15 protein-coding genes are annotated in these 12,061 nt (G+C 46.2%); 5 read left to right on the forward strand and 10 right to left on the reverse strand.

The annotated features are described in order from the left end of the window. Positions 1 to 137: 137 nt before the first annotated feature. Together AC1S52_RS21135 and AC1S52_RS21140 are read right to left on the reverse strand one after the other, a co-directional pair. Positions 138 to 797, reverse strand: a complete 660-nt coding sequence (locus AC1S52_RS21135) for an MFS transporter (protein WP_482031030.1) — start codon at positions 795 to 797, stop codon at positions 138 to 140. Between the two features lie 53 nt (positions 798 to 850). Further along, positions 851 to 1,588: an SDR family oxidoreductase gene (locus AC1S52_RS21140; protein WP_482031031.1), complete on the reverse strand. Its 738-nt coding sequence runs from the start codon at positions 1,586 to 1,588 to the stop codon at positions 851 to 853. Positions 1,589 to 1,759: 171 nt separating this feature from the next. Between AC1S52_RS21140 and AC1S52_RS21145 the strand changes: the two genes are divergently transcribed. Continuing rightward, positions 1,760 to 2,086, forward strand: a complete 327-nt coding sequence (locus tag AC1S52_RS21145; protein WP_482031032.1) for a winged helix-turn-helix transcriptional regulator — start codon at positions 1,760 to 1,762, stop codon at positions 2,084 to 2,086. 12 nt (positions 2,087 to 2,098) lie between these two features. Here the strand turns inward: AC1S52_RS21145 and AC1S52_RS21150 are convergent, their stop codons facing one another. Further along, on the reverse strand, positions 2,099 to 3,091 hold the full coding sequence (locus AC1S52_RS21150) for a Rieske 2Fe-2S domain-containing protein (RefSeq protein WP_482031033.1): 993 nt from the start codon (positions 3,089 to 3,091) through the stop codon (positions 2,099 to 2,101). 62 nt (positions 3,092 to 3,153) lie between these two features. Between AC1S52_RS21150 and AC1S52_RS21155 the strand changes: the two genes are divergently transcribed. Further along, the gene (locus AC1S52_RS21155; RefSeq protein ID WP_482031034.1) at positions 3,154 to 3,933 is read left to right on the forward strand and encodes a TetR/AcrR family transcriptional regulator; all 780 of its coding nucleotides are present in this window, start codon (positions 3,154 to 3,156) and stop codon (positions 3,931 to 3,933) included. Between the two features lie 37 nt (positions 3,934 to 3,970). Beyond that, the gene (locus AC1S52_RS21160) at positions 3,971 to 4,537 is read left to right on the forward strand and encodes a Uma2 family endonuclease (protein WP_482031035.1); all 567 of its coding nucleotides are present in this window, start codon (positions 3,971 to 3,973) and stop codon (positions 4,535 to 4,537) included. An 87-nt stretch (positions 4,538 to 4,624) separates the two neighbouring features. Here the strand turns inward: AC1S52_RS21160 and AC1S52_RS21165 are convergent, their stop codons facing one another. Together AC1S52_RS21165 and AC1S52_RS21170 are read right to left on the reverse strand one after the other, a co-directional pair. Beyond that, positions 4,625 to 6,652 (reverse strand): type I restriction enzyme HsdR N-terminal domain-containing protein, encoded by a 2,028-nt coding sequence (locus AC1S52_RS21165; RefSeq protein WP_482031036.1) that lies wholly within the window; start codon positions 6,650 to 6,652, stop codon positions 4,625 to 4,627. A 191-nt stretch (positions 6,653 to 6,843) separates the two neighbouring features. Next, positions 6,844 to 7,428: a TetR/AcrR family transcriptional regulator gene (locus AC1S52_RS21170; protein WP_482031037.1), complete on the reverse strand. Its 585-nt coding sequence runs from the start codon at positions 7,426 to 7,428 to the stop codon at positions 6,844 to 6,846. Positions 7,429 to 7,480: 52 nt separating this feature from the next. Between AC1S52_RS21170 and AC1S52_RS21175 the strand changes: the two genes are divergently transcribed. Then, positions 7,481 to 7,972: a hypothetical protein gene (locus tag AC1S52_RS21175; protein WP_482031038.1), complete on the forward strand. Its 492-nt coding sequence runs from the start codon at positions 7,481 to 7,483 to the stop codon at positions 7,970 to 7,972. A gap of 15 nt (positions 7,973 to 7,987) precedes the next feature. On the opposite strand, the gene AC1S52_RS21180 is transcribed toward AC1S52_RS21175, so the two are convergent. Together AC1S52_RS21180 and AC1S52_RS21185 are read right to left on the reverse strand one after the other, a co-directional pair. After that, positions 7,988 to 8,692: an SDR family oxidoreductase gene (locus AC1S52_RS21180; RefSeq protein WP_482031039.1), complete on the reverse strand. Its 705-nt coding sequence runs from the start codon at positions 8,690 to 8,692 to the stop codon at positions 7,988 to 7,990. 55 nt (positions 8,693 to 8,747) lie between these two features. Continuing rightward, positions 8,748 to 9,242, reverse strand: coding sequence for a DUF4385 domain-containing protein (locus AC1S52_RS21185; RefSeq protein ID WP_482031040.1), 495 nt, complete (start codon positions 9,240 to 9,242; stop codon positions 8,748 to 8,750). 226 nt (positions 9,243 to 9,468) lie between these two features. On the opposite strand from AC1S52_RS21185, the gene AC1S52_RS21190 reads away from it, so the two are divergent. Continuing rightward, positions 9,469 to 9,711: a hypothetical protein gene (locus AC1S52_RS21190; RefSeq protein WP_482031041.1), complete on the forward strand. Its 243-nt coding sequence runs from the start codon at positions 9,469 to 9,471 to the stop codon at positions 9,709 to 9,711. Positions 9,712 to 9,865: 154 nt separating this feature from the next. Here AC1S52_RS21190 and AC1S52_RS21195 read toward each other — a convergent pair whose 3' ends face one another. From AC1S52_RS21195 to AC1S52_RS21205, 3 genes are read right to left on the reverse strand one after another with little or no spacing between them, the layout of a single operon-like run. After that, the gene (locus AC1S52_RS21195) at positions 9,866 to 10,300 is read right to left on the reverse strand and encodes a VOC family protein (RefSeq protein WP_482031042.1); all 435 of its coding nucleotides are present in this window, start codon (positions 10,298 to 10,300) and stop codon (positions 9,866 to 9,868) included. Positions 10,301 to 10,322: 22 nt separating this feature from the next. Further along, complete coding sequence (locus AC1S52_RS21200) at positions 10,323 to 10,748, reverse strand: VOC family protein (RefSeq protein WP_482031043.1); 426 nt, start codon at positions 10,746 to 10,748, stop codon at positions 10,323 to 10,325. Between the two features lie 38 nt (positions 10,749 to 10,786). Beyond that, positions 10,787 to 12,040: an RNA polymerase sigma factor gene (locus AC1S52_RS21205; protein WP_482031044.1), complete on the reverse strand. Its 1,254-nt coding sequence runs from the start codon at positions 12,038 to 12,040 to the stop codon at positions 10,787 to 10,789. Between the last annotated feature and the right edge of the window lie 21 nt (positions 12,041 to 12,061).

Below are 12,061 nucleotides of genomic sequence, written 5' to 3' on the forward strand. Positions count from 1 at the left end.
GTTTGTCATTTTCTAAAGAAGCTCGAAAATCACATTGGTGCGATTTGGAACTTCATCCATCACTACAACCAGAAGATTCGAGAGAAATTACAACGCGAGCAGATGACTGATTTTTCCCTATCCTTTACCTAATGGCACTACCAAAACGGCAACTGTACCGGAATTAAATAAAACACAATCTGCGATAGAAAGGCGGCTAGATACGTCAAGCCTGCAATTTGCCAGGGAAAAACTTCAGTTGCATCTATTCCTGCATTCTGACCAACTTCGGTATGGTTGGGTTCGGGCAAGACCAGCACGACGAGCGGCAAGATGAGTAATGCCAGGAGATAGATCAGAAAAGGCATTCGCCAGTTCACATCTGCCAGAAAGCCACCCAGGGAGAGAAACAAGACTCCACCTAATCCCATGAATCCTGCCTGAAAGCCGAGAAACTGGGCACGGACTGCCCCAGTATAATAATCGGCGATCAGGGCGGTCGCCGTGGTCATGATGCCTGCCACACTCAACCCCAGCAGCACTCGCCCAAACAGGATGATGCCAATATCGTTTAATACAGCCCCCGAAGTGCCTGCAATACCATACAACAATACGGCAAATGCCAGCAGTGGTTTCCGTCCGAAGCGATCGATCATCGTCCCGACAAAAGGCGCACCGATCGCAATAAACAGTGCGGGAATCGTCAGCACGAGGCGTACCCAGTAGTCGGCATTGGATGTTGCTGCAAAGTAATCGCGCATGGCAGGCAGAGACGGGGCGATCGGCGCTCCTGCCATCACTGTGAGGCTACTACTCAAAAGCAGCGTTGCTTTAACAAGAAAAGCGTTTGTTTTGAGGGGGCATAGACGGGTTAACTTGCTAAAATTCCTGCCATCCACTTTTCAACCGATTTGGGGTCTTGAAGTAACTGAGCTTGCATCTCCTGCGCTTGCTCTCCGGGATAGACATCCTCAACCTCATCAATAACCGCCTGAAGTGCTGCCCGTACAACCTCTTCAGGGGCAACTTTAGGAGGTGGGAAGTTTTTACTCATGCCTGTATCCACCGTTCCGGGCATGACCCCAACCACCAGCGTTTTTTGTGAGGCAAGCTCTGCTCGAATTCCCTGGGTTGCCAATAGAGCCGCCGCCTTAGACGCACAGTAGGACGAATTCAGCGGAAAATTAACCTTTGCCAGGATGGTGAGCATATTAACGATTGCCCCTCCCCCATTGGCTTTCAAAACTGGAGCAAACGCCAAACACATCCGCAACATACCGAGGTAATTGACTTCAATTTCCGATCGCACCTTGTCAAAATTGATATCTGCGACCAATCGTTGATTAAATCCCACTCCAGCATTGTTGATGAGGAGATTCACATCTGAGTACGCCTCAACTGCCGCATTGACCGAAGCTTCATCAGTAATATCGAGTGGAATTGGAATAATGCGATCGGGATCTGCTGCCGCAATGTCCTTCAAACTATCTGGATTACGTGCCCCTGCATAAATGCGTGTGGCTCCAGCCGCTTGTAAGCCTTGAATATAGTATTGCCCAATCCCACCATTTGCGCCCGTTACTAATGCGATCGCACCTTGAATTTGCATTGTGTTTTGTCCTTAAGGGGTTTGTCATTTGTCATTCGTCATTTGTAATGCACGTAACCAATGACCAGTGACCAATGACCAGCAACAAAGAACAGGGTATACTCCTACTAACTTTTTCGGAAGTACTTACTTTTTTGTAAGCTCCCTCAAGATATGGGAAAGTAGCGTTAGATGACCAATGAACCCACTCAAGGCACTGTGTTTGTGCAAACCACCTTAAGAGTGTTAGGTGGAAAATGGAAGATTTTGATTCTGTGGCATCTCAAAGATGAGAAAAAGCGCTTTAGTGAACTCAAGCGATTGATGCCGGAGATTACAGAAAAGATGTTGATTCAACAATTACGAGAGCTAGAAAAAGATGGCATTGTCAATCGTAATGTCTATTCAGAAGTGCCACCTAAAGTAGAGTACTCGTTTACAGAGTATGGTCTGACTCTCAAACCTGTCCTGCAAGTACTGTGCAATTGGGGAGAGAATCACTTGGGGCGTAGTCAGTAAAGCAATTGAAGTTTACCTGGAAAGATTGGGTGCTACAGCATCGGGAAAACTCTCAAAATTACGCCGCACCCAATCCATACCGACTTCGTGATTGAGTTTAATCTTTTGCGGCGTGTTGGGATAAAGTTTTCCAAGAATATCAGCATCCTGATCAATTACGACCTTACCGAATTTGAGATACGTTTTACCAAATACTCTAAAGGCAGGATGTTTAGCTTGACCAAAAAGCAGGATGTAAGTCCGAGTGCGATTCTCGGCTTCTGGTACAAAGAAATGACACTGTGCTGCTTTCCCTAGTGGCATCTCACCATGAAAGATGATCAGGGAGGGAAAATGGTTTTCCAAGTGTGCTTTGATTGCCGTAGGCAGTAGAAATAAATCTGGTTTTCTCAGCTTCTCTACCAATGTGTAGGGTGCCGTAGGCATGTCATAAAACGCATGAGAATTTAGCCCATTGTCAATAAACTGATGAAACTCGACATCGGTGATGCGGAACAGATCCCGATGGGTACCGTTCTGATGGTTGTAATCATGCATATTCAGCAGCATGGTCAGCAAATCGGTTTCAACGCTGCGATCGCCCGTATGTCCCACAAAGCTATATTTCACTGCAATGTCATTCATCACAGCAGGAATGGGGATCTTTGGTTCGTAACCACCATAGGACCAGATGAAATCGCCTTGAATGATGAGTTCCAGGGGGTTCAATAGAGACAATGTTTTCTTGCCGGAACCTGGCAGAACCGTGCAACCTGTGGCGTCGAAGGGCAGCGCATGGAATGGACAAACAACGGTACTGATACCATCGTTCTGCACTTCACACCATCCTTCTGAAAGCATCGCCCCCATATGAGGACAGGCGTTCGGCAAGGCATGAACTGCTCCAGTTGAATCTTTCCACATCACATAGTCAACCCCATACAGCGAAACTTTTTGCGGCTGATTGACCTTCAGCATCGATTTGTGTGCCAACAACCAGGGCGCACCGGGGAGCATCGAGCGCATAGTGTCCTCCACTGATAAAATTGTGAAAAATCCGTCATGTTTCAACTTATAGAATTCAAAATATGACAGAACATTCACGTTCGTCAAGTCCCCCATCATCTGTTAATTTGCGTCGTCAGCCGAAACAGCAACGGGGCAAAGAAAAAGTTGAGAAGATCCTGGATGCGGCGGCGTCCGTGTTTGATGAGGTGGGCTATGACGCTACAACGACTCACATGATTGCAGCCAAAGCAGAAACAGCGATCGGGTCACTCTATCAGTTCTTCCCAGACAAAGCCGCGATTTTTAAGGCAATGGAGATTCGCCATTCAGAACGGGTGAAAGGGTTTTGGTCGCAAGTGGACATTCCAGCCCTGGTGCAGCTTCCTTTACGTCAAATGATTCATGTTCTAGTCGAGTCGGTTGCAGAACTGTTTGAGCAACCTGTTTCACGGGTTGTATTCGTCCAGTTTTACTTGGCGCGTCAGATTTTTCAATCGATTGACGAAAGTATGACCCAGGATGCGATCTCCTTCATGGCAAGTATTCTGAAGCACCGCAATCCCGCTCTATCAGAGGAACTACACTATTTATTGGCGGAAGTCTGTGTCCACAGTAGTAATGCCGTCATCCTGGCAGCACTCCGCAATCCAGATCCAGAGCATCGCCAACGCCTAACGCAACAGATTGAGGATTTGATGGTGTCATATTTAGAGCCGCATGTGGGCGATCAGCGGTCAGGCAATGTAATGAAAGTAATGATATGTCCCCATTGCCAATCTGACCAGTTATCGAAAAATGGCTATCGTCGGGGGAAGCAGTGCTATCTCTGTAAGAATTGCCGCAAGCAGTTTGTGGCTTAGTCATTTATGATCGAAGCAATGAATGGCAGAGGGTTCTATGCAATCCACAACAACCAATCCCATCCGCTGGACGATCGCTGACCTGGTGATCTTTGAGGGCGATCGCACCAATCGCTATGAAATTATTGATGGAGAGCTATTTGTGACCAGGGCACCCGATTGGAAACATCAAGCAGTTTGCGGCAACATCGTAACCTTGCTCAAACTTTGGTCTGATCAGAGTGGCTTGGGTCAAGCTGCAATTAACCCTGGCATCATTTTCTCGGAATCCGACAATGTAATTCCTGATGTGGTCTGGGCAAGCCATGAACGGTTGGAACAGTCGTTGGATGAATCAGGACACCTCACCGCTGCGCCAGAGTTAGTGGTTGAAGTGTTATCACCGGGCAAAGCAAATGAGCGACGAGATCGGGAAGCAAAGCTGAAATTGTATTCTGTTCGAGGCGTACTGGAATACTGGATCGTGAATTTCCAGGAGCAAGTGGTTGAGGTTTATCGCCGTGAGAATGGGATATTGAAGCTGGCAGCAACGTTGTATCATCAGGATGAATTAACCAGCCCCATCCTGCCCGGTTTCAGCAGTTTGATCAGCAAGTTCTTCTAACTGAAATAGCTTGGTGGATGTTGGAATCCACCAATCACAGCGTCAAGTTGCTGAGCGATCGCCAATAACTCCATTTCTTTCCACCGTTTACCGACAATCTGCATCCCGATCGGTAATCCACTTCGGAAATACGTACCGTTCTTCAAATTGGCTCTGCTTCCAAAGAGGAATAAGAGCGTGTCTAGCTGCATTTAATTGAGACTGAGAGTACCTAATTTCATAATTTTTTACTATAGCAATGAATGACCGCGATATGAGATCAGCAATGAAGGCGAATTCATATTCTACTCTATTAATCCTCTCAAGATGTTGGTTCAAAGCCTGAAGAATGTAGTCTTTATTGAGACTTCTCATAAAATTATAATCACATTCTTTGCCAGATTGACGTAAATCAATTGCATACATATTTTCTATTAAATAATTAATGCGATCACCTGTCGAAAAATCAGCTTCTCTACATAGCTCTATGAAATTTTTATAATATGAACGCAGAATTGAGGCATCCAGATTGTACCTATATATATGATATATATGAATCCACGATTGTACATCGTGTAAGTAAGGTACTAAATGCTTTGGCTTATCAGCCTTCTCTAGAGGAATCTTTCTATTAGCATCAGTTTCATAAGATACATAAGATCGATACCATCCTTCCTCGGAGTTCTCACTAAATTGCCAATAGTACTTTTCAAATTCATCAGAATAATAACTCTCGATTTTAGGAATTAATTTTTCTATAAGCCATTTCTTTGTATACTCAACAGTCCAAATACCTTTCAATCCGATAGTCTGTTGCCAGGTTGTTTTATCTAAGCGTGCGGAAAAAGTAAAAGAGGTATCATCTACAGCATAGATGACATCAACATATCCACCTAATAAATTATTAGAATAGTCCCCATCACAATGAACTGGATATAGATATGCATTGGTATGCAAGCCATGTTTTATACGAATAGCTCTAGTATTGAACGCAAAGATATCCCATTCTGATCGATCATCTTTATTACACTGCTCCTCTGAAAAATTTTTCATTAAATCCCAAAACCATTGTTGAACTGACAAAAGACGAAAGCCAGGTATAGAGAAATTTGGAATCTTCACAGGTATATATTTTTCTGCTTCCAGCAGAGTTTCAACTTCAAGTATGGTGTCTTTATATCTTTGACAGATTTCATCTATGCACGAGCATAAGTCTTCAATTTCTAACCTGGATAATGTTGTGAAAGTATCACCTAAAACAACTTCAAACGCATCTTCACTAACTTTTTTAATAAAAGAACGTGTTCCCCAATCTACTGAAGTACCTAAGCCAATCATAAACTTGCCAAGAATATCTCGATGATTGACTGTTATTTGTAATCCCCGACGTAGGATATTACTGAATTTAATTTCACAATTGCCTTCTTTGAGTAAAACTGGAAGGCTGCATTCAACTGAAACTTTTGGCTTAATAATTTTAAGTCTGTTTGTATAGGTTTGCAATTCTGGCTCAAACTCACCTTGCTCCAAAATGGTTTGTAGTTCTGGATAATTCCGGAGAGCTTTTTCCAGTAAAATATACTTCTCATGAGGTAATGCGTCTGCTATATCTTGATATTGTTTCTTGGCTCTACCCACAGCTTTAAAGTTGAGTTGTTCGTAAAATTTTTGAGTTGTCTCAATTTTGCTTAAAAGCTCTTCTATAGTCAAATCAAAAACCACTTCTGATTCAGCACATCGGTTTGGTTTAATAACTTTTAGATGATACCCGTTTGTCGCCACTAAAAAAACTGGCTTTAAAGAGGTCTCATAGAACTCAGCCTGTTCTATTGCTTTCTCAAGCTGTGTGTCTTTGGGTTCTTTTGCTTCGATAACGATTAATGATGTTTTTTTATTCTGTTGCTCTGGACTACTTACCGAGAAATATACTCGATCAGACTCTGGCTTTCTTCCACTTTTGCCAGGGCTGTACGTTTTAGTAGGGTATTTACCACGATAAAATTCATCTGAATAACCAAGCTTCTGAAATAGTGGAATAACAAATTTTGTCTCTACTTCATCTTCATTCTGTAGCCATTCAGCTTTAAAGTTCTTTAACCAATCAAGTAACTGATAAACCGGATTTGAGGTGGGCATATCTTTACGACTACAGGTTTTTCTCTAAAAACTCTCCTCTAGTGTAAGCTATGCTCTTTAGAAATCTCTAGACTCCATCGTCCACAAACAATCTGACTTAATGACGATCGATCGCTCTATAGACGAAAGCTATGAAGTGATGCTGGATGCGTTATTGGTGGCGATCGCGCATATTCAACATTTCTCAAAAATTAAGGAGTTGTGAAAATTAACTTCAACGAACGGCGTACATAAGCTTCCCATGATTCAGGAGTTGGTTGAAAAATCATGGTATAGAGCATAATGCCGCTCATCGTATCGAAAACCAGACCGGGATCTAAGTCAGGCTTCACTTCCTGTCTTGCCTTTGCGCGCTCCAGGACAATAGCAAATGCTTCTCGTCGCGGATGTAAGTATTTTGTCCAATAGATTTGAGCAAATTCAGCATTACTTGATGCACTGCTGATAATCATGGCAACAGTTTGTCGTCCTAACGGATTCAGCGAGATTTGAGCGGCATTTTGAATGAGAGCATCCATATCACCCCAAAGGCTCCCAGTATCAGGGATGATAATCTCTTCCCGAATACTCTCGATCGCATCCGCCACCAATTCGGCTTTGCCGTTATAGCGCCGATAAATGGTGGTTTTGCCAACTCCGGCACGGGCAGCGATCGCCTCAATGCTCATCGCTTCAAAACCAACCTCTGCAAGCAATTCTAGGGTTGCTTGCAACATTGCCTGATGCGATTGGGCACTCCGGGGTCTTCCAGGCGACTTTTTACTTGGATTCGTCATGGCTGCTATTATAATTTACGATACAGTATCGTATCGATATGGAAAGCCGCTCATGCAACGTCCTCGTTATGCCAATAAAGCCAGTACCCAAACTCTGGAAGCGGGGTTGGCAGAATACTACGCCCTTAATCCCCATCTCACTCTACCTGAAACCCAGCCACCAGAATTTGCTAGAATTCTGCGTGCTCATGATGTCGGTCATGTCATCTATGGCTGTGACACCGGCATGTACGACGAGTTAAAACTTCTACCGCTGTTTTGGTGGACAAGTGAGTGTACCTTTCAACGGTTCCGGGAAGTGAGAATGAAAAATGCTGCTGTGATTGACGTGATGTACAACGATCTGATTCGTGACAAAGGTACATTATGGTTGTACGGCAACATTCTCAAAGTGCTTCCACAACTTATGCCAGATCTGATTTCGCTTTGGTTAAAAACGCGCGATCGCACCCGTCAAGTTCCCTTTCTAGAATTTGAACCTTTACTCGATCGTTCTCTTCTGGATATTCGTCAGGAGTATAACTTGCTACCACTGTTTAAATAGTTCATCAAGCTTTCCTTACCAGGGTACAGGCTTACCATCTCGAAAGAAACCGCCTGTCGGTCCATCATCCGGTAGCATCGCTGCCCAAACGACACTGGCAGCCCCATCCTCTACAGGTCGCCCACCTGATCCTCCCATATCAGTTGCCACCCAACCAGGACAGATCGCATTCACTAAAATTCCTGCGTTCCTTAGTTCAGCTGCCAGAGAACGGGTAAAGGCGTTGAGTGCAGCCTTGGAGACGCTGTAGGCAGGGGTGCTGTTGTCCATACTGGCGATCGACCCCGCACCACTGGAAACGTTAACAATCCGACCCTTTTGGCTACGTCGCAGCAGGGGAACAAATGCCCTACACATCCGCCACGGACCTAATGTATTAGTACTAATTGCTTCCTGCACTGTATCGAAATCCGCTGTACTGGGCTGCTGCCAGGTATCGTAGAGGATGCCTGCATTGTTGACTAAAATATCCAATCGTCCATATTCCTGTTCCACTTGAGCCGAAAGCCGAGTCACGCTTTCTGGATCGGTGACATCTAATTGGCGTGGAAGAACCTGTAACCCTGCGTCAATCGATTGCGCCGCTGCCCGTTCGCCTTTTTGCAAATCCCGCGAACCGAGAATAACGGTCATGCCTTTGTGAGCAAGTTGCCGTACCACTTCCAGCCCAATCCCACGATTTGCGCCTGTAACAATGGCAATACGTTCTGCTAATGGCATAGGCGATCGCTCCTTCTACAAAGGGGACAATAATCTCAAACCGGGTACTCTAATACTACTGTCTAGAACCTGGACTTTTGGCAGCAACGGGTTCAGCTCCTTCGTACTGATCGCGGTGACGTGCGGCTAATCGTACATATTCTGGATCAGTCTTCGCCAATTGCCACTGTTCATAGAAAATCCTGGCAGATTGAGCTTTGATCGGATCTTCTTCGCGCGGCAAAACTGTTTTGGAGCCTGCTGCATACTTGCGTCCTGACTTGTGATTGGCATAGCGACGAGAGCGGGTGTAGCCCATCTGCAAAAACTTTCGTGCCATATCCATACCAACAAAGTCGCCTTCGGCTTTGTATTGAAGAAACAGGCTGTAGATTTTGTCAGCAGACTGACGAGCAATGTCTGGGGTTTTGAATTTCCAGTAGGGCAAAATCTCGCTCTTGTAGGGTTCAACCAGCAAAACGCCCTGTTCGCCCCGACCAATCCGGTACAGTTCTGGATGCTGGCGAAAGTCGATCGCCTTGAAATCGAGCGAGTAGTCAAATTCCTTCATCTGCAAAAGCTCATTAAACCAAGACTGCTAATTTTGATTTAGCTTCTTTATCTTGGTTGAATCCACTGTCGATGGAATCGCCCTGCTGGCATACTGCCCTTCCAATACCCCATATTTGGTAGTACATCTAAATCAAAATAGTAGGAACAGAACCGTGCATTTCCTCAATGAGCTTGTGACACCACCTGAACGATAAGCAGCAATCCAACTAAAGGACGATTACAAATTGGCATGGTCTGAATGGGGACCTGAGGATGGTATTCCGGTTTTGTTTTGCACTGGAGCGGGGATGAGCGGCTCGCTTGGTTTCGGTGCGACTCATCTTCCTGCTTTGGGATTGCGACTGATGGCGATCGCCCGACCGGGATTAGGGTTATTGGACTCCCACCCCAACAAAACTCTGTCCTCTTTAGTTGATGATGTGAGGGAGTTGATCCATATCAGAAATCGAAATCATCGCTACCTCTGAAATCGAAGCGATCGCATGGCTAAGATACAGGGATGTAGACCAGTGCGCTCCAGCCACTCAACGGGCACTGGAGTATTTGTATCAGCAGTATTGGATTGATTAAGCGCGATCGCTTCATCCAGGAGATTCTGTCATTTATCAGGGAATAAAAGGCTTAACTGGAGAGCGGTCCAGAAGTTGTAATCACAACTGAAGGAGCCGATCGCTCCATTGCTCCGTGATAGACGGCTTCGATATTATTGCCATCGGGGTCAAGTAAAAAAGCAGCGTAATATCCCGGATGGTAGTGCCGTTCACCGGGCGCACCATTGTCTCGACCTCCGGCTGCCAGTCCTGCCTGATAAAACTGCTGCACGGTTGCTTCATCGTTGGTTTGAAAGGCAAGATGAACTTTCGACGGGGCACTATCTGCCTGATCGACAAACAACTCATCCGCAAAAAAGTAACCATCTCCTTCCCCATCGATATCTCGTCCTAGCGATTGCAACACTGCCTGGTAAAACCGTTTGCTGGCAGCAACATCAGCGACCCGAAGATGGACATGATCAATCAGGCGACCCCGATGGAATTCCATAGTGTTATCCTGCATCTAAAAACGACTCATACTCTGGTCAACCATTGTTCTGGTTGAGTTCCTGCTCAAGCTGTTCATCCCAAAAGGCGGCTTCTATTTTGTGTCCATCCGGATCGCGCATAAAGCAGCCGTAATATGGCTCACTATATTCAGGTCTGCCACCGGGGGCACCTTCGTCTTTGCCGCCTGCCGCTAATGCTGCTTCATAGAAGGCATGGACAGCTTCTTTGGTGGGCGCGATAAAGCCAATGTGAGTGCCATTGCCAACCGTTGCAGGTTGCCCGTCGAAGGTCGTTCCCACCCAAAATTCAGGATACTGTTTGCCATAGGCGATCGCCCCCGGATGCTCCATCAGTCGTTTACAGCCCAACGTTGGCAGCACAGCGTCATAGAAGGCGATCGCTCGTTCAAAATCATTGGTGCCAATCGAGACGTGCGAGAGAATGCTGGGATTGTTACCCATGTCTGAATTCTCCATAAGTTAAGTTGAACGTGAAGATGTTAGGGCTGAACTTCGCGTAGCCGACGCTCCAAGAAGCGACGCTCACTGTCATTTGTCACCAATTCCAGTGCCCGTGTATAGCTTTGGGACGATTCTTCTAATGCCCCGACACGCCGTAACAAATCGGCACGGGTGGCATGAAATAGATGATAGCTGTCAAGTTCTGGAGCAAGTTGATCAATCAGTCCAAATGCGGCTTGAGGACTCTCTGCCATTGCGATCGCCACCGCTCGATTCAAGGTCACAATCGGTGAAGGCTGTAACCGTTCTAACACCTCATAGAGCCGCACAATCTGTGCCCAATCCGTATCTTCGGCGCGGGCTGCCTGACAGTGAAGGGCTGCGATCGCCGCTTGCAGGGCATAAACCCCCGTTCCACCGCGCAACGCTGCTTCCACCAGAGGTAACGCTTCAGCAATTTGTTGGTGATTCCAACGGCTCCGATCCTGATCTTCCAGCAGAATCAAATCACCTGCCTCATCCAGACGGGCATCGCGCCGCGAATCGTGGAATAACATTAATGCCACCAGTGCTGTGACTTCAGACGGGGGTTGGGGTGCCATCAATTGCCGCAGCAGTTGCCCCAGGCGAATCGCTTCAGTGCAGAGGTCAGCCCGCACGATCGAATCTCCTTTTGTTGCAGCATAGCCTTCATTGAAGATGAGATAGATTACTGTCAGGACTGCCTCTATCCGAGGAGCGAGATCAGTTGTCTCTGGCACTTTATAGGGAATGCCTGCATCTCGAATTTTGCGTTTAGCCCGTACCAGTCGTTGTGCCATTGTTGCGGTCGGTACGAGAAAGGCGCGGGCAATTTCGTCGGTTTCCAGTCCTCCCAGCATCCTCAGGGTCAATGCCACCTGAGTTTCGATCGCTAAGGCTGGATGGCAACAGGTAAAGATTAATCGCAAGCGATCGTCTCCAATTTCATCACTGTCGTAGGTTGGTTCTTCACTGGATGGAATTAGCCCCGATGCGGCATACCACTCCAGTTTTTCGGTCAGTCGTGTTCGTCGTCGGAGGCGATCGATTGCTTTATATCGGGCAGTTCGGATAATCCAGGCACGGGGAAGATCGGGAATCCCACTGGTTTGCCACTGATTCACTGCTGCTGCAAACGCCTCCTGCGCGGCTTCTTCAGCCAAATCAAAATCTCCTACCAGTCGAATTAGGATGGCAACAATTCGTCCCCATTCCGTCTTATAAACAGAGGCGATCGCCCGAGCAACATCTGAGTTTGGGGTTGAAGTCATCTCTGTCATAAAAAAACACAA

Source organism: Kovacikia sp. CALU 1929 (genome assembly GCF_056784235.1).

What these genes read in the sequence shown, in the direction of transcription:
- AC1S52_RS21175 (WP_482031038.1), top strand. Translation starts at nt 7,481, where the DNA reads ATGCAACGTCCTCGTTATGCCAATAAAGCCAGTACCCAAACTCTGGAA.
- AC1S52_RS21150 (WP_482031033.1), bottom strand. Translation starts at nt 3,091, where the DNA reads ATGCGCTCGATGCTCCCCGGTGCGCCCTGGTTGTTGGCACACAAATCG.
- AC1S52_RS21205 (WP_482031044.1), bottom strand. Translation starts at nt 12,040, where the DNA reads ATGACTTCAACCCCAAACTCAGATGTTGCTCGGGCGATCGCCTCTGTT.
- AC1S52_RS21145 (WP_482031032.1), top strand. Translation starts at nt 1,760, where the DNA reads ATGACCAATGAACCCACTCAAGGCACTGTGTTTGTGCAAACCACCTTA.
- AC1S52_RS21155 (WP_482031034.1), top strand. Translation starts at nt 3,154, where the DNA reads ATGACAGAACATTCACGTTCGTCAAGTCCCCCATCATCTGTTAATTTG.
- AC1S52_RS21195 (WP_482031042.1), bottom strand. Translation starts at nt 10,300, where the DNA reads ATGCAGGATAACACTATGGAATTCCATCGGGGTCGCCTGATTGATCAT.
- AC1S52_RS21160 (WP_482031035.1), top strand. Translation starts at nt 3,971, where the DNA reads ATGCAATCCACAACAACCAATCCCATCCGCTGGACGATCGCTGACCTG.
- AC1S52_RS21170 (WP_482031037.1), bottom strand. Translation starts at nt 7,428, where the DNA reads ATGACGAATCCAAGTAAAAAGTCGCCTGGAAGACCCCGGAGTGCCCAA.
- AC1S52_RS21180 (WP_482031039.1), bottom strand. Translation starts at nt 8,692, where the DNA reads ATGCCATTAGCAGAACGTATTGCCATTGTTACAGGCGCAAATCGTGGG.
- AC1S52_RS21185 (WP_482031040.1), bottom strand. Translation starts at nt 9,242, where the DNA reads ATGAAGGAATTTGACTACTCGCTCGATTTCAAGGCGATCGACTTTCGC.
- AC1S52_RS21200 (WP_482031043.1), bottom strand. Translation starts at nt 10,748, where the DNA reads ATGGGTAACAATCCCAGCATTCTCTCGCACGTCTCGATTGGCACCAAT.
- AC1S52_RS21140 (WP_482031031.1), bottom strand. Translation starts at nt 1,588, where the DNA reads ATGCAAATTCAAGGTGCGATCGCATTAGTAACGGGCGCAAATGGTGGG.
- AC1S52_RS21165 (WP_482031036.1), bottom strand. Translation starts at nt 6,652, where the DNA reads ATGCCCACCTCAAATCCGGTTTATCAGTTACTTGATTGGTTAAAGAAC.